A 14,981-nucleotide genomic window follows, 5' to 3' on the forward strand; every position below is an offset into this window, starting at 1 on the left:
TTCACCAACGATAACGAGACACGAGACAGAAGACAGGAGACCCCCGATGCATAACTATCGTTTTTGCCCGCAATGCGGTTCGGAACTTGAGCATTTGCCAATGTCTGGACGCTATCGCCATGTTTGCCTGCGGGATGGCTGCGGATTCGTGCATTGGGACAATCCGTTGCCGGTGCTGGCGGCCGTGGTCGAGTACGAGGGCAAGCTGCTGCTGGCACGCAATGCCGTGTGGCCCGAGAAGATGTTCGCGCTGGTGACCGGCTTTATGGAACGTGACGAAACGCCGGAACTGGGCGTGGCACGCGAGCTCAAGGAAGAGACCAATCTCGATACCGTGTCGGCATCGCTGATCGGTGTCTACGACTTCATGCGCAAGAACGAGCTGATCATTGCCTACCACGTTCAGGCGACCGGGAATATCCAGCTGTCGGAAGAGTTGGCGGAGTACAAGCTCGTGGCACCGGAGAAGATGCGGATCTGGAATGCGGGTACCGGCTTCGCCGTGGCCGATTTCCTGGAGCGCCGCGGAATGCCGGTGCGCTTCTATGATCGCGCCACCGGTGACGACATTCCCGATCCGCGTCGCCCGACCGACTTCAGCCTGCTCGGCGCTTCGCTACAATACGGCATCTATCAGAAATAGAAGGTGTGAGGAATGGATTTCCAGAAAGAAGTGGACGCCCGCGGCCTGAATTGCCCGCTGCCGATCCTGCGGACCAAGAAGGCGCTGGCTGACATGGCCAGTGGCGAAGTGCTCAAGGTGCTGGCCACTGATCCGGGCGCCACGCGCGATTTCCAGGCATTCGCGAAGCAGACGGGCAATGAGTTGCTGTCGCACGCCGAGGTCGACAAGGTTTTTGTGTTCTACATGAAGCGTCGTTGATCCCCGGTTGTGCTTTATGCGCAATAAAAAACGGACGCCAAGGCGTCCGTTTTTTATTGGCGGGTTCTGGCTCAGACCGCGAGCAGTTCCACTTCGAACAGCAGCGTGGCGTTCGGAGGAATCACACCACCGGCGCCACGGGCACCGTAGCCCAGGTCGGCGGGAATGACCAGGCGGCGTGTGCCACCAACCTTCATGCCTTGCACGCCTTCGTCCCAACCGCGAATGACGTGGCCGGCGCCCAGCGGGAACACGAACGGGTCGTTACGATCCTTGCTCGAATCGAACTTGCGGCCAGCCTGGCCGTTCTCGAAGAGCCAGCCGGTGTAGTGCACGGTCACATGCTTGCCTGCCTTGGCTTCGTCGCCCGAACCGACGACGGTGTCTTCGAATTGCAGGCCGGAGGGAGTGGTTTGCATCGCAGTCTTCCTTTTGAGTGTGGCTGGGAATCAATCGTCCGCGCGCTGGAGTACTTCGCGCGTAATCTGCACATTGTGGTCGTCGTCACTGACCCAGATGTCGCCATCCTGGATGGTCACGGACAGGCGCATGGCACGCTGGGCCATACGTGCCAGCGCTTCCACGGCATCCGAAGGCACATTGTAGATGGTCACGTTGCGCAGCTTGCTGGCCTTGCCCGACATGCCTTTCCACCACTCACGTGCGCTGGCGCTCTGGTAGGTATAGACAGTGACGTGATCGGCACGCGCGGCGGCACGCTTCAGCCGGGTTTCGTCGGGCTGGCCGAGGTCGATCCAGTGGGAAATGTCGCCGGTCAGCGTCTTGTCCCAGAGATCGGGTTCGTCGGGTTCGTCCAGGCCGCGAGTGAAGGTCAGCGTCTCGGTGGCTTCGCAGGCAAAGGCCAACAGGCGGACCATCATGCGTGCGTCGTTCTCGGACGGGTGTTGGGCAATGGTCAGCGTGTGGCTGCCGTAGTACGGCCGATCCATGTCGGACACGGACAGGTCGGCTTTGAAAATGGTGGACTTGAGCGCCATGGGATCAGGTAAGCGGCACGCGCCAGCAATCGTGCTCTGTGCGCGAAAGGCCGAATCATACGTGATCCGGACGTCGACACGATGGAAATGGGGTAGCCGGGGCGGTAATTGTCCCGGCTGGCCCGCGCCGGGTCAGCGCTTGCGATAGTCGGCGAGCCAGAAGCGCAGCAGGGCGGAAGCCAGTATCAAGCCCAGGAACGAGGCGGCCGCCACCAATGCAATACCGCCATCACTGTTGATGTCGCCTTCAACGGCTACACCAGCGATCAACGTCCCGACCATGACGGCGAGCAGCGGCAGCAACAGCGCGCCACGGCCATAGGTCTTGTAGGCCCAGAGTGGAAATCGGCGAAGAAAATCGGCGGGAATGCTGCACGCCAGGCAGGCGCCGGCAGCAGCTAGCGACGCCGCAACGACGTCGTTCAGGTGAATCATGCTCATCTTGGCTCGCGCATCGCCGTTCGCAGTGAGGCTACGCGGCTGGATGGTCTTGGCAAAGGGCTGATTTTACTGAACTTCTTCCAGCTAAAGGTGACGCCGGGGCGCCTTCGACAGGCTGTGCCGCTGGCTATTTTCCCGCAGGTTCCGCCGCGCCGGCGGGGGATGCTTCGACCGACACCTGAAGTGTGACCAGATCGCCGACCTCGGGCAGGAAGCGTGTTACCCCGAAGGCGCTGCGCGGAAAACTGGCATGGAAGTCGCCGCCGCACACGTTCCGCCTGACACCGAACAGGACCGTCTCGCCGCAACTGAAACGATCGGCCTCGAGGCGCAAGGGTTGGCTGATGCCATGGAGCGATAGTGAACCTTCCACGGCGACAAGCTTGCCGTTCTCGACAATAAAGCGGTTCGCCTGTAGCCGGGCAACGGGGAAGTTCTGGGCGTCGAGGAACTGCGCGGAACGCAGCACTCCATCGAGACTGCGGTTTCCCGTGTCGATGGAGTCGGTGTCAACGGTGAAGTCGATGGACCCGGTGCCGCTGTCGGGGTCATAAAGAATGCGTCCATCCATCTTGCCGAAGCGGCCACGAACCGTGGTGCGTTCAAAGTGACTCGCACCGAAGTACACGGTGGTGTGTGTTGGGTCCACGGTGTAGGTGGCCGGCGCGGCCAGGGCAGGGGAGGCCAGCAGTGCTGCGGCAATCGGAAGGACGACGCGCATTTGGGGCCTCCGCTTCATGGACACAATCCGTGGACAGACTCAGTGAACGAAGACGGGCAGCAGGAATATGCCGATCACTGTCAGTTGCCCAACCGTCCAGAACAACGTGCGTAGCGTGGCGCGATCGGTCAGGTAGCAAATGGTGTACAGAACCCGGATGACGATGAAAGCAATCGCCAGTTCGTCGATTCGTGCTTGCGGTGCGGCCAGATGCGAGGCGATCAGCACGGCGGCCGCGAAGAATGGGAATGCCTCGAAATGATTGCGGTGAGCCATGTCGGCACGCCGCGCGCGGCCGCTCTGTCGTTCCAGCCAGGCACGTGGGTCATGGTTGTCGTAACCACGGCTACCGGCCTTGGCAACGGCGACGGTCAGGACTGGCATCAGGCCAGCCACGAGTACACACCAGAACGCGATTGGCATTGATGCTCCTTGGAAGCCGCTTCGCCTTCGATTTGAAACGGCTAATCTGTGACAAGTTGACGAGGCGACGGCATTGTGCCGTCGCCCCGTGATCGCACTGCCTGGCGTTCAGGCTGCCACCACCTTGATGCGCACACCACCGGTGCCGCCCACGCCGACCACCTGGCCAGCGCGGATCTTCGCGGTCTTGCGCGACTCGGGCGCACCGTCCACCGATACCTCGCCCGCCGCGACCAGCGCCTTGCCGGCACCGCCACTGTCGCAGACGCCGGCAAGCTTCAGCAGGTCATTCAGCGCGATGAACTCGCGATCAAGCGGAAAAGTAATGGTTTGCGCCATGCTCACTTGCCCCAGCTGTCCTTGAGTCCAACCGTGCGGTTGAACACCGGCTTGCCCGGCTGCGAATCCACTCGGTCCGCCACGAAGTAACCGTGCCGCTCGAACTGGAAACGGTCCTCTGGTTTGGCATCGCGTAGGCCCGGCTCCAGATAGGCGGTCACGACCTTCTTCGATTCCGGATTCAGCGCGTCCAGGAAGTTCTTGCCACCGGCATCCGGGTTCGGATCGTTGAACAGACGGTCGTACAGGCGGACTTCGGCTTCACACGCGTGAGGCGCGCTGACCCAGTGGATGTTGCCCTTGACCTTTACGCTGTCCGCGCCAGGCGTGCCGCTCTTGGTTTCCGGCAGGTAGTTCGCGTGCACGGCAATCACGTTGCCGTCGGCATCCTTGTCGACGCCGGTGCATTCGATCACATAACCGTAGCGCAGGCGCACCTTGTTGCCTGGGAACAGACGGAAGTAGCCCTTCGGCGGGTTCTCGTTGAAGTCTTCGCGCTCGATCCACAGCTCACGCGACAGCGGGAACACGCGGCGGCCCATTTCAGGCTGCTTCGGGTGCACCGGCGCCGAGCATTCCTCGCTCTGGCCTTCCGGGTAGTTGTCCAGGATCAGCTTGAGCGGGTCCAGCACGGCAACGCTGCGCGGTGCCCGCGCGTCGAGGTCATCACGGACCGCGCCTTCGAGCGTGCTCATGTCGATCCAGCTATCGGCCTTTGACACACCCACGCGATCGCAGAAGAGCTGGATCGACTCGGGCGTGTAGCCGCGGCGGCGGATACCGACGATGGTGGGCATCCGCGGATCGTCCCAGCCGGTCACGCGCTGCTCGTCCACGAGCTGCTTCAGGCGTCGCTTGCTGGTGATCGCGTAGGTCAGGTTCAGGCGCGCGAATTCGTATTGATGCGGCAGCGGATTGGCGAACACGCCAGCGTCGCGCAGGTGCTCGAGCACCCAGTCATAGAGCGGGCGGTTGTTTTCGAACTCGAGCGTGCACAGCGAATGCGTGATGTTCTCGATCGCGTCCGAGATGCAATGCGTGAAGTCGTACATCGGGTAGATGCACCACTTGTCGCCGGTACGGTGGTGATGGGCGTGGCGGATGCGGTAGAGCACCGGATCGCGCATCACGATGTTCGGGGCGGTCATGTCGATCTTCGCGCGCAGCACGTGCTCGCCGTCGGCGTACTTGCCGTCGCGCATCTCGCGGAACAGCTTCAGGTTCTCCTCGACCGAGCGGTCGCGGAACGGCGACGGCTTGCCCGGCTCGGAAAAGTTGCCGCGCATGGCGGCGATCTGCTCGGCGCTCTGGCTGTCCACATAGGCCACGCCGCGCTCGATCAGCGTCTCGGCAAACTTGTAGAGCTGGTCGAAGTAGTCGCTCGCGAAGTACAGGTGCGGCGTGCTGCCCGCCTGGGCGCTATCCCAGGAGAAGCCGAGCCAGTGCACGGCATCGATGATCGAGTCGACGTACTCGGTGTCTTCCTTCACCGGGTTCGTGTCATCGAAGCGCAGATGGCAGCGGCCGGCATAGTCGCGGGCCAGCCCGAAGTTCACGCAGATGCTCTTGGCGTGACCAATGTGCAGGTAGCCGTTCGGCTCCGGCGGGAAGCGCGTGATGACTGTCGGCAGCGGGTCGCCTTGCTTGTCCGCGCGGCCGGCGTAGGTGCCGGTGGCGAGGTCCTGGTCGATGATGCTCCGCAGGAAGTTGGAGGCGGCGGGCGTGTCGTTGGGTTTGGTGTCGTGGCTCATGTTGTCGCCGCAACGGGGGCGGCTCGATTGCTTGGGCGGACGGTCCGGGCCTGGATTGACCCGGTTTGCGGTCCTGATGTTCCGTGGAATGGGGCGATTTTACCGTGCCTGCGGGGTAACCCGGCACCTGCGGGGCTTTTTCCGAATCGTCTCACGGCGCGATGGGCTGAAGTGGTGCAGAATCCACCAGATATCAGGGTCGTCATCGTGCGGTAGACCTCGGGCCGTGGTGCGCAATCGTCGCACAGTCCGGGGCTTGCCGCTGCTGGAATACAAGCCATGAACTCCGCTTCCTTCGCCACCGTTCCCCCCCAAACTGCCCCCGATGCCTTGGCCGCGCTCTGGCGCGAGGCCGGGATGCCCCCGGAAGCACTTGGGCATCTGACGCTGACCGGCGCCGATCCGGTTCTCCCATCCAGCTTCGCCATTGGCACTGCGGCCCAGACCAGCCTGGGCGCGTCGGCGCTGGCTGCCGCCGCGTTGTGGGCGCAGCGGACCGGCAACTGGCAGGGCGTCGCGGTCGATATGCGCCATGCCATGGCCGAGTTTCGCAGCGAGCGCTATCTGCGCGTCAAAGGTGGCGCCGCGCCCGAGCTATGGGACAAGATCGCGGGGCTGTACCCGTGCGGCGATGGCCGCTGGGTCAGGCTGCATACGAATTTTCCGCATCATCGGGATGGCGTGCTGAAGCTTCTGCATTGCGCGCACGACAAGGATGCCGTGCGCGCTGCGCTGTCCAAGTGGAAGGCCGAGGACTTCGAAGCGGCGGCCTCGGACGCCGGCATGGTCGTGGCGGCGATGCGGACCTATGACGAATGGCAGGCGCACCCGCAGGCTCAGGCGTTGCGGGGGCTCCCGCCGGTCATCATCGAACGGATCGGCGATGCGCCGCCGATGCCGTTGCCGGCATTTGCACCCCAGGCCGAAATCAATGTCGATGCCAGGCCGTTGTCCGGCGTGCGCGTGCTCGACTTCACGCGCATCATCGCCGGCCCGGTGGCGGGGCGGACATTGGCCGCCCACGGCGCCGATGTGTTGCTGGTCACGGCTGCACACCTGCCGTCGATTCCGCCGCTCGTTATCGATACCGGGCGTGGCAAACGCTCCTGCCAGCTCGATCTGCGTGACGCGGATGACAAGCGCGCGCTGCACAAGCTGCTGCACGGCGCCGATGTCGTGGTGCAGGGGTATCGCCCGAACGGGCTGGCGGAGCTCGGGGTCGGTGCCGAAGCCGCGGCGCGCGCGCGTCCGGGCATCGTCTATGTGTCGCTATCTGCTTATGGCCATGTCGGGCCGTGGGCGGGCAAGCGTGGTTTCGATTCGCTCGTGCAGACGGCCACCGGCTTCAATGACGACGAAGCCCGTGCAGCGGGCTCCACCGAGCCGAAGCCGCTCCCGGCACAGGTGCTGGATCATGCCGCGGGGTATCTGCTGGCCTTCGGCGCGATGGCGGCGCTGCACCGCCGTGCGGTGGAAGGCGGAAGCTGGCATGTGCGCGTGTCGCTGGCCCAGGTCGGGCAATGGTTGCGCGGGCTAGGTCGCCTGCCGGATGGCTTCAGCGTGCCCGACCAGCACATCGACGAGATTTCGGACCTGCTCGAAGTGCAGGAGTCGGGCTTCGGCGAGTTGACCGTGGTGCGTCACGCGGCCCAGTTATCGGCAACGCCGGCATATTGGGCGTTGCCTTCCGAACCACTCGGTACCCACGCGGCCGAGTGGCTGCCGCGCTAGTAGAGGTTATTGCGCAGGCGGTCCGGGAGTTCGCGATCGTAGGTGGCGGCGTCGATCGCATTCTGGCTCAGCGTTGCGACGATCGTGCCATTGCTCGGCAGCGCCTCGCGTGAAATCTGCGCGTCGGCGGACCACAGGTGCGATCGCATCAGCGCGCGGGCGCACTGGAAGAATACCAAGTGGATTGCGATGACGAGCACCGAGGTCGGCGCTTTGTCCTGCACCACGCAGCGGGCGATCAGGTCCGGATCCGTGGAGATCTTTGCGGTCCCGCTGACACGCAGTGTTTCGTTGACGCCCGGAATCAGGAACAGCAGTCCCACGCGCGGGTCGGCAATGATATTGCGCAGGCTGTCGATGCGATTGTTCCTGCGACGGTCCGGCAGCAACAACGTGCGATCGTCGAGCACATGCACGAATCCAGGCGCGTCGCCGCGTGGGGAGCAGTCGCCTCCCTTGCCGCTGGCCGTCGAGAGTAGGCAGAACGGTGACGCCTCCACAAAGGCTCGGTAATGCGGGTGGAGGTAGTCCACCTCCTTGGCAAGCGATGCCCCTGACGGTTCGGCGTACAACGATTCGAGATCGGCAAGTGTGGCAATGTCGTGCGATGGCATGGCAGAGTCCTTGTCAGAGTGTCACGGTGCCGCGACCGAGTTCGATCACGCGGCCGCCCACGCGAATCGCGCCCTCGGTGGTCACGTTCAGGTCCAGCCGGCAGCGGCGATCGACGAACTCGCCCTGGTCCACCTCGTAGCTGGCGGGCAACTGGTGGCCCGTTGCTACGAGCCATCCGCCCAGGTTGGCGCAAGCGGAGCCAGTGCCTGGGTCTTCCGCTACGCCGCCGCCTTGCTTGGTGAAGAAATACCGCACGAGTGCCTTGCCTGGCTGTTCCGGGTCGAATGCAAAGACATAGGCGGTCTTGCGGCCCAGGCTGCTTTGCGGCCAGCGATCGAGCCGGCTGCTGTCCGGTTGTGCGCGACGTACTGCGTCGGGCGTCTTCACGGGGACCAGCAATTGGTCGGCGCCGGTGTCGACCCACATCGGTGATCCGGCAAGATCGTCCATGGTCAGGCCCAGCAACGATGCCATCTCGGCATCCGGCAGGCCCGCCGGGGCGGTCTTCGGCGCGCCCGTGTGCGGCGCGGTCAGTGTCCAGCGGTCACCCTTGGCCGTGACCGGGACCACGCCGGCCTTGAATTCGAGCGAAAGCGCGTCACCCGTTTTCATCAGGTCCCGTACTACGTGCGCCGTGCCAAGCGTCGGATGGCCTGCGAAGCGCATCTCGTATCCCGGCGTGAATATGCGCACGGCGGCGTTGGCGTTGTCGGATGGGAGCACGAAGGTGGTCTCCGACAAGTTGAACTGCAGGGCCAGCGCCTGCATGGTCGCGTCATCGAGTCCGCGCGCGTCCTCGAACACACACAGGGGATTGCCGCCGAAGGTGGACTCGGCGAATACGTTGACGATTCGGTAGGCAAAAGTAGGCATGGGGGCGGCTTTCCAGAAATCAGCGACTCGGCAAGTGTACGGGAGCCTCCACGCCATGCCATGCACAGTTTCACGCGAATGCAGCGGAACAGTTGCAGTCGGGACCTGATGCAAGCGGCGCGCGCATTTGAGCGAACTACGATTGGCGCGTTCTGCATCGATATCGCCGATGCCGTGGCGATCGAGCGCTTCCTGAGCCTGCCGGTGTATTGAGTACTAAGCGTGGCAATCCCGGAATGAAAATAGGCGCCATGGGTTTCCCCATGGCGCCTCGCAGGACTTCTACTACGTACTACCTACAGCGGTACAACTAAACCTCTGCCTCAGAAGCCCACGGCCTGACCGTCGCGGCGGCTGTCGCTGGCGGCCACATAGCCTTGCTCGGCATCGTCCGACAAACGCCAGATGAACTGGCCGGAGCCGAAGTCCATATACGGGTCTTCCACGGATTTGAGCTTGTGGCCGCGCTCCTTGAGCCCGGCCACGGTGTTCGGGTCCATGGTGCCTTCAACGTCCAGCGTGAAGTCGCGGTTGACCTTCCAGCGCGGTGCGCAGCAGGCAGCCTGCGGTTGCTGGTTGTAATCGAGCATGCGCACAACGGTTTGCAGATGACCTTGCGGTTGCATATCGCCGCCCATGACGCCGAAGCTCATCACCGGCTTGCCTTGCTTGGTCAGGAAGGCCGGGATAATCGTGTGGAACGGGCGCTTGCCGCCTTCCACCACGTTGGCCGACTTCGGATCCATCGAGAATCCAACGCCACGGTTCTGCAGGCTGATGCCGGTGCCCGGCACCACGACGCCGGAACCGAAGCCCATGTAGTTCGACTGGATGAACGAGATCATCATGCCGTTCTCGTCTGCCGCGGTCAGGTAGATCGTGCCGCCCGTGCGGGGCATGCCGAAGTTGAAATGCGTCGCGCGTTGCATGTCGATCAGCTTGGCGCGGGACTTCAGGTAGGCCTCGTCCAACATCTGCTCGGGCGTGACCTCCATGCTGCGCGGATCGGCCACGTAGCGGTACAGGTCCGCGAAGGCAAGCTTCATCGCCTCGATCTGCAGGTGCTGCGAGTCGACCGAATCCACCGGCAGCGAGCCGACGTCGAACTGATCGAGGATACCCAGCGCCATCAGCGCGGCAATGCCCTGGCCGTTCGGCGGAATCTCGTGCACTTCGTAGCCACGGTAGGACTTGCTGATCGGCGTGACCCACTCGGGGCGGTAGTTGCGCAGATCGTCGAGCGTCATCGCGCCACCGCATGCCTTGCTGAACGCGGCGATCTTCTCGGCGATTTCGCCTTCATAGTACGCACGGCCGCCAGTGGCGCCGATCTTGCGCAGCGTGTCTGCGGCATCCTTGAACAAGAACTTCTCGCCGACAGCCGGCGCGCGGCCATTCGGCATGAACGTGTCGGCAAAGCCGGGCTGGCTCTTGAGGTCCGGCACGGCGGCGGCCCACTTGTGCGCAACCACCGGCGGCACTGCATAGCCACGTTCCGCGATCTCGATCGCGGGTTCCATCAGGTCTTCGAACGGCAGCTTGCCGAAGCGTTCGTGCAGCGCGGCCCAGCCGGCGATGACACCAGGCACGGTGACCGAATCCCAGCCACGGATCGGCCGGTTCGCAAGGCCGTTGCCATCGGCGCCGTACTTGTTCTTGAAGTAGTCCGGATTCCACGCGGCCGGTGCCACGCCCGACGAATTCAGGCCGTGCAGTTGCTTGCCGTCCCACAGGATCGCGAAGGCATCGCTGCCCAGGCCGCACGACACCGGTTCCACCAGCGTGATCGCCGCGGCGGCGGCAATCGCGGCGTCCACTGCGTTGCCACCCTTGAGCAGCATCCGCAGGCCGGCCTGGGCCGCCAGCGGATGCGAGGTCGACACAACGTTGCGCGCGAACAGCGGAATGCGCACGGTGGGGTAGGGGTTGGTCCAGTTGAAGTTCTGCATGGTGTCTCTCGCTATGCCTAGTGTTTTCTCTGCGCTCCCATCGCGCAGGAGAGCAGAGCAAAATTGGGGATCAAAGAATCAATCCACCTGGATCTTCCGATCCTTGATCAGCTTGCCCCAGCGGGCGCTGTCCTTCTTCACCATCGCGGCGAACTGCGCCGGCGTGCCGCCAACGGGCTCGGCGCCGAGCTTGGCCAGGCGCTCCTTGACGTCCTGCGACTGGATGGCCTTGTTGAACTCGCTATTCAGGCGGTTGACGATATCTGCCGGCAGGCCCTTGGGGCCATAGATACCGAACCACGTGTCCGATTCGAATCCGGGCAGCCCCGATTCGTTGACCGTCGGCAGGTCCGGAGCCAGCGGCGAGCGCTTCATGCTGGTCACGGCCAGCCCTTTCAGCTTGCCGTTCTTCACGTGCGGCATGCCGGACACGATGCTGTCGAACAGGATCTGCACCTTGTTCGAGATCAGGTCAGGCACCGCCAGCGCCGTGCCACGGTACGGAATATGCGTGATGAACACACCGGCCTGGGCCTTGAATGCTTCGGCGGTCAGATGCACGACCGTGCCGTTGCCACTCGATGCGTAGTTCAATTCGCCCGGATGCTTTTTCGCGTAGTCGATCAGTTCCTTGACGTTCTTCACCGGCAGCGAGTTCGGCACCACCAGCACGTTGGTGGCCGTGGCCACCTGGCCGATCGGCGTGAAGTCCGTCTCGGTGTTGTAGGGCAGATGGGTGTTGATGTACGGGCCGATCGAGTGCGTGCTGGTCGTGGCGATCAGCAGTGTGTAGCCGTCGGCGGGCGCCTTGGCCGCCATGTCCGAGCCGATCGCGCCGCCGGCGCCGGGCCGGTTGTCCACAACGATCTGCTGGCCCATGCTCGTGCCCACTTTCTGGGCAATGGCGCGCGCCAGCAGGTCAGTGGCACCGCTGGCCGGGAAGGGCACGATCAGCCGGATCGGCTTGCTGGGATAGTTCTCTGCGTGCGACGGGGCAGCAGCCAGGGTCAGGCTTGTGGCAAGGCCGACGCCAAACAGGCGAAGCCAGGTTTTCATTTCTCTTCTCCGGTGCGGATGGGTACGGCACATCTCTTCTGGGCAGCAACCCAAAATTATTCCGCGCCGGTCGACATAATGAAAGTTAATATTCCTTGCCTGATCCACAAGAAAAACTTGTGAATCGAGCAAGGAGGCCAGCGACCCATATGCATTCAATGAGCACCCCATGAGCACAATCCGCTTTCTAAGGACCTTCGTAGCCGTGGCCGAGCATGGCTCGTTCGCCGCTGCCGCCGGTCAGGTGGCGCTGACCCAGGCGGCAGTGAGCCTGCAGATGCGCTCCCTGGAGGAGGAATTGCGGCGCGAACTGTTCGATCGCAGCGGGCGCGTGGCAGTGCTCAATGCCGATGGCCGGGAATTGCTGCCCATGGCGCGGCGGCTGCTGGATCTCTATGAGGAGATGCGGCTGCCACTTTCAGGGTCCGATGCGATGGCGGGGGCTGTGGCGGTCGGCGCGGTGGTGTCGGTGATGGGGGGGCTGTCGCATGTTGTGGCGCGGCTCAAGCGCACGCACGCGGCGCTTGATGTCCGGCTTATCGGCGCGAAGTCGATCGAACTGGCGACGATGGTGGAGGGCGGCGAGCTCGATGCGGCGTTTCTGGTCGAAGGCATGGCGCGCCCATCCGGGGTGCTGCGCTGGACGCCCCTCTATGACGAGCCGCTGGTGGCCATCGCCTCGCGGGGCAGCGACGGCGATACGGCGCGTCAGGCGCTGGCGGCCAACCCGTTCCTGCGGTTCGATCGCACCCAGCGTACTGGCGTGCTGGTGGAGCGCGCGCTCCGCCGCGCGCATCTGCGCACCAACGAGTTTCTCGAACTGAATTCGATCGAGGCCTTGGTGGAACTCGTGCGTCAGGAGGTGGGGGTGACCGTGGTGCCGCTGCTAAAACGTGCCCGCTGGCAGGAAGACGAGGCGCTGCGCATCCTGCCGTTGCAGGCCGATGGCGAGCCAATGGTCCGCACCATCGGCATGCTGGAGCGGCGCGATCACGGCCGCGCGCACGTGACCGAGGCGATCCGCGCTGCGTGTGCCGAGTTGTTCGCGGCCTGAACGTCGCCTGAATTCCCCCTGAACGCCGCATTGCTGCGGTGCCGGAATGAAAAAAGGGCGCCGCAATGGGCGCCCTTCCTTTACAGCGGAAGCTGAGACCGGAGGCCTTACTCTTCCTGGAATGCTTCTTCGCGCTTGGCCTTGATCGACGGCATGGCCACGATCAGCACCAGCACTGCCGCGCCGATCAGCAGACCCAGCGACAGCGGGCGCGTCACGAACACGCTGAAGTCACCACGCGACAGCAGCAGCGAGCGGCGGAAGTTCTCTTCCATCATCGGTCCGAGCACGAAGCCCAGCAGCAGCGGTGCGGGTTCGCACTTCAGCTTGATGAACAGGTAGCCGATCACGCCGAAGGCCGCGGTCTGGAACACGTCGAACGTGGTGTTCTGGACCGAGTACACGCCGATGCAGCAGAACGTCAGGATCGCCGGGAACAGGAAGCGGTACGGCACCTTGAGCAGCTTCACCCACACGCCGATCATCGGCAGGTTCAGGATGATCAGCATGAAGTTGCCGATCCACATCGAGGCGATCAGGCCCCAGAACAGCGCAGGGTTGCTGCTCATCACCTGCGGACCAGGCTGGATGTTGTGGATCGTCATCGCACCGACCATCAGCGCCATCACGGCGTTGGGCGGAATGCCCAGCGTCAGCAGCGGGATGAACGAGGTCTGGGCAGCGGCGTTGTTGGCCGATTCCGGACCCGCCACGCCTTCGATCGCACCCTTGCCGAACTCGTGCGAGAACTTCGACGTCTTCTTTTCCAGCGAGTACGCGGCGAACGAAGCCAGCGCTGCACCACCACCCGGCAGGATACCCAGCGCCGAACCCAGCGCCGTGCCACGCAGCACCGCCGGAATCATGCGCTTGAAGTCTTCCTTGGTCGGGAACAGGTTCGTCACGCTGTCCGTGAAGGTTTCGCGGGCTTCCTTTTGCTCCAGGTTCGCGATGATTTCCGCGAAGCCGAATACACCCATCGCCACCGACACGAAGTTCAGGCCGTCGGTCAGTTCAGGTACGTCGAACGAGAAGCGCGCAGCGCCCGAGTTCACGTCGGTACCGACCAGACCCAGCAACAGGCCCAGCACGATCATCGCCACGGCCTTCGACAGCGAGCCCGAAGCCAGCACCACGGCGCCGATCAGACCCAGCACCATCAGCGAGAAGTACTCGGCGGGACCGAACTTGAACGCCAGTTCCGACAGCGGCGCGGCAAACGCGGCCAGGATCAGGGTAGCCACGCAGCCAGCGAAGAACGAGCCGAGACCGGCGGTAGCCAGTGCCACACCGGCACGGCCACGACGCGCCATCTGGTAGCCGTCGATCGTGGTCACCACTGATGATGATTCACCAGGCAGGTTCACCAGAATGGCGGTGGTCGACCCACCGTACTGCGCGCCGTAGTAGATACCGGCCAGCATGATCAGCGCAGCCACCGGCGGCAGCGTGTACGTCACCGGCAGCAGCATGGCGATGGTGGCCAGAGGCCCGAGGCCCGGCAGCACACCAATCAGCGTCCCGAGCACGCAGCCCAGGAATGCGTAGGCGAGGTTTTGCAGTGACAGGGCGGTTGCAAAGCCCAGTCCGAGGTTGTCTAACAGTTCCATGAGGCCCGTCTCCTTAGCTTGCCAGGAAAGCCGGCCACACCGGCATCTGCAGGTTGATGCCGTACACGAAGGCGCCCATGCTGATCAGCACGAGGATGATCGCGTTCAGAACGGCACCCTTCCAGCTGAATTCATGGCTGGCCATCGAGGAAACCAGCACCAGCACCACGACCGACAGCACCATGCCGAGCGGCTTGAGCAGCAGGCCGAACAGCACGACCGCACCCAGGATCCACAGCAGGATCTTGATATCCCAGCGTTCCAGGCTGTCTTGCGCCGCCTTGGACGACAGCGAACCCCACAGTACCAGCGCGCCCAGCAGGGCGAGCACGATGCCGAGCCAGAACGGGAAGTACCCCGGTCCCATCTTGGCGGCTGTTCCCATGGAATAGCCACGGGCGACGAAGGAAAAGCCCAGACCGACCAGAATGAACATCAGGCCGGAGGCAAAGTCCTTTTGGCTGCGTATGCGCAAAATGATTCTCCTCGATTGACTTGCTTGAACTTGACGCGACGTGCCGGAAAACCGGCCTGTCA

The 14,981-nt window shown here is 63.6% G+C and carries 17 protein-coding genes; 4 read left to right on the forward strand and 13 right to left on the reverse strand.

Annotated elements, in window-relative coordinates; genetic code table 11:
* The first annotated feature begins 46 nt into the window (after positions 1–46).
* The gene (locus tag RMET_RS04060; protein WP_011515644.1) at positions 47–643 is read left to right on the forward strand and encodes an NUDIX domain-containing protein; all 597 of its coding nucleotides are present in this window, start codon (positions 47–49) and stop codon (positions 641–643) included.
* A gap of 12 nt (positions 644–655) precedes the next feature.
* Positions 656–883 carry a sulfurtransferase TusA family protein gene (locus tag RMET_RS04065; protein ID WP_008645216.1) on the forward strand — a complete coding sequence of 76 codons (228 nt, stop codon included), beginning with the start codon at positions 656–658 and terminating at the stop codon, positions 881–883.
* 71 nt (positions 884–954) lie between these two features.
* On the opposite strand, the gene RMET_RS04070 is transcribed toward RMET_RS04065, so the two are convergent.
* The 7 genes from RMET_RS04070 to RMET_RS04100 form a co-directional block, all read right to left on the reverse strand.
* Positions 955–1,302, reverse strand: a complete 348-nt coding sequence (locus RMET_RS04070) for an FKBP-type peptidyl-prolyl cis-trans isomerase (RefSeq protein ID WP_008645218.1) — start codon at positions 1,300–1,302, stop codon at positions 955–957.
* Between the two features lie 30 nt (positions 1,303–1,332).
* Positions 1,333–1,881, reverse strand: a complete 549-nt coding sequence (locus tag RMET_RS04075; protein WP_008645219.1) for a YaeQ family protein — start codon at positions 1,879–1,881, stop codon at positions 1,333–1,335.
* A 132-nt stretch (positions 1,882–2,013) separates the two neighbouring features.
* Entirely contained in the window at positions 2,014–2,322 is a 309-nt protein-coding gene (locus RMET_RS04080) for a hypothetical protein (RefSeq protein WP_011515645.1), read from the reverse strand.
* Positions 2,323–2,449: 127 nt separating this feature from the next.
* Entirely contained in the window at positions 2,450–3,043 is a 594-nt protein-coding gene (locus RMET_RS04085) for a YceI family protein (protein ID WP_011515646.1), read from the reverse strand.
* 39 nt (positions 3,044–3,082) lie between these two features.
* Complete coding sequence (locus RMET_RS04090; RefSeq protein ID WP_011515647.1) at positions 3,083–3,466, reverse strand: MAPEG family protein; 384 nt, start codon at positions 3,464–3,466, stop codon at positions 3,083–3,085.
* A 108-nt stretch (positions 3,467–3,574) separates the two neighbouring features.
* Positions 3,575–3,805: an RNA-binding S4 domain-containing protein gene (locus RMET_RS04095; RefSeq protein ID WP_008645224.1), complete on the reverse strand. Its 231-nt coding sequence runs from the start codon at positions 3,803–3,805 to the stop codon at positions 3,575–3,577.
* Positions 3,806–3,807: 2 nt separating this feature from the next.
* Positions 3,808–5,556 carry a glutamine--tRNA ligase/YqeY domain fusion protein gene (locus RMET_RS04100; protein WP_011515648.1) on the reverse strand — a complete coding sequence of 583 codons (1,749 nt, stop codon included), beginning with the start codon at positions 5,554–5,556 and terminating at the stop codon, positions 3,808–3,810.
* A 279-nt stretch (positions 5,557–5,835) separates the two neighbouring features.
* Here RMET_RS04100 and RMET_RS04105 point away from each other — a divergent pair, with 279 nt between their 5' ends.
* Positions 5,836–7,287, forward strand: a complete 1,452-nt coding sequence (locus RMET_RS04105; RefSeq protein WP_011515649.1) for a CoA transferase — start codon at positions 5,836–5,838, stop codon at positions 7,285–7,287.
* On the opposite strand, the gene RMET_RS04110 is transcribed toward RMET_RS04105, so the two are convergent.
* The 4 genes from RMET_RS04110 to RMET_RS04125 form a co-directional block, all read right to left on the reverse strand.
* A complete protein-coding gene (locus RMET_RS04110) occupies positions 7,284–7,901 on the reverse strand; it encodes a pyridoxamine 5'-phosphate oxidase family protein (RefSeq protein ID WP_011515650.1) in 618 nt (205 codons plus the stop codon). The genes RMET_RS04105 and RMET_RS04110 overlap by 4 nt on opposite strands.
* Before the next feature lie 13 nt (positions 7,902–7,914).
* Positions 7,915–8,775, reverse strand: a complete 861-nt coding sequence (locus RMET_RS04115) for a PhzF family phenazine biosynthesis protein (protein WP_029309988.1) — start codon at positions 8,773–8,775, stop codon at positions 7,915–7,917.
* 323 nt (positions 8,776–9,098) lie between these two features.
* Positions 9,099–10,724, reverse strand: a complete 1,626-nt coding sequence (gene ggt / locus RMET_RS04120; protein WP_011515652.1) for a gamma-glutamyltransferase — start codon at positions 10,722–10,724, stop codon at positions 9,099–9,101.
* 78 nt (positions 10,725–10,802) lie between these two features.
* Positions 10,803–11,780 (reverse strand): Bug family tripartite tricarboxylate transporter substrate binding protein, encoded by a 978-nt coding sequence (locus RMET_RS04125; protein ID WP_011515653.1) that lies wholly within the window; start codon positions 11,778–11,780, stop codon positions 10,803–10,805.
* Between the two features lie 169 nt (positions 11,781–11,949).
* Between RMET_RS04125 and RMET_RS04130 the strand changes: the two genes are divergently transcribed.
* Positions 11,950–12,834 carry a LysR substrate-binding domain-containing protein gene (locus tag RMET_RS04130; protein ID WP_011515654.1) on the forward strand — a complete coding sequence of 295 codons (885 nt, stop codon included), beginning with the start codon at positions 11,950–11,952 and terminating at the stop codon, positions 12,832–12,834.
* 107 nt (positions 12,835–12,941) lie between these two features.
* Here the strand turns inward: RMET_RS04130 and RMET_RS04135 are convergent, their stop codons facing one another.
* Positions 12,942–14,444, reverse strand: coding sequence for a tripartite tricarboxylate transporter permease (locus RMET_RS04135; RefSeq protein WP_011515655.1), 1,503 nt, complete (start codon positions 14,442–14,444; stop codon positions 12,942–12,944).
* 13 nt (positions 14,445–14,457) lie between these two features.
* Positions 14,458–14,919, reverse strand: a complete 462-nt coding sequence (locus tag RMET_RS04140) for a tripartite tricarboxylate transporter TctB family protein (protein ID WP_008647137.1) — start codon at positions 14,917–14,919, stop codon at positions 14,458–14,460.
* Positions 14,920–14,981: the final 62 nt, after the last annotated feature.

This window comes from Cupriavidus metallidurans CH34 (assembly GCF_000196015.1).
GTDB lineage: Bacteria > Pseudomonadota > Gammaproteobacteria > Burkholderiales > Burkholderiaceae > Cupriavidus > Cupriavidus metallidurans.

Coding starts and splice junctions, on each gene's coding strand:
- RMET_RS04135 (WP_011515655.1), bottom strand. CDS start 14,444: ATGGAACTGTTAGACAACCTCGGACTGGGCTTTGCAACCGCCCTGTCA.
- RMET_RS04085 (WP_011515646.1), bottom strand. CDS start 3,043: ATGCGCGTCGTCCTTCCGATTGCCGCAGCACTGCTGGCCTCCCCTGCC.
- RMET_RS04065 (WP_008645216.1), top strand. CDS start 656: ATGGATTTCCAGAAAGAAGTGGACGCCCGCGGCCTGAATTGCCCGCTG.
- RMET_RS04060 (WP_011515644.1), top strand. CDS start 47: ATGCATAACTATCGTTTTTGCCCGCAATGCGGTTCGGAACTTGAGCAT.
- RMET_RS04125 (WP_011515653.1), bottom strand. CDS start 11,780: ATGAAAACCTGGCTTCGCCTGTTTGGCGTCGGCCTTGCCACAAGCCTG.
- RMET_RS04095 (WP_008645224.1), bottom strand. CDS start 3,805: ATGGCGCAAACCATTACTTTTCCGCTTGATCGCGAGTTCATCGCGCTG.
- ggt (WP_011515652.1), bottom strand. CDS start 10,724: ATGCAGAACTTCAACTGGACCAACCCCTACCCCACCGTGCGCATTCCG.
- RMET_RS04115 (WP_029309988.1), bottom strand. CDS start 8,775: ATGCCTACTTTTGCCTACCGAATCGTCAACGTATTCGCCGAGTCCACC.
- RMET_RS04105 (WP_011515649.1), top strand. CDS start 5,836: ATGAACTCCGCTTCCTTCGCCACCGTTCCCCCCCAAACTGCCCCCGAT.
- RMET_RS04130 (WP_011515654.1), top strand. CDS start 11,950: ATGAGCACAATCCGCTTTCTAAGGACCTTCGTAGCCGTGGCCGAGCAT.
- RMET_RS04075 (WP_008645219.1), bottom strand. CDS start 1,881: ATGGCGCTCAAGTCCACCATTTTCAAAGCCGACCTGTCCGTGTCCGAC.
- RMET_RS04090 (WP_011515647.1), bottom strand. CDS start 3,466: ATGCCAATCGCGTTCTGGTGTGTACTCGTGGCTGGCCTGATGCCAGTC.
- RMET_RS04100 (WP_011515648.1), bottom strand. CDS start 5,556: ATGAGCCACGACACCAAACCCAACGACACGCCCGCCGCCTCCAACTTC.
- RMET_RS04070 (WP_008645218.1), bottom strand. CDS start 1,302: ATGCAAACCACTCCCTCCGGCCTGCAATTCGAAGACACCGTCGTCGGT.
- RMET_RS04110 (WP_011515650.1), bottom strand. CDS start 7,901: ATGCCATCGCACGACATTGCCACACTTGCCGATCTCGAATCGTTGTAC.
- RMET_RS04080 (WP_011515645.1), bottom strand. CDS start 2,322: ATGAGCATGATTCACCTGAACGACGTCGTTGCGGCGTCGCTAGCTGCT.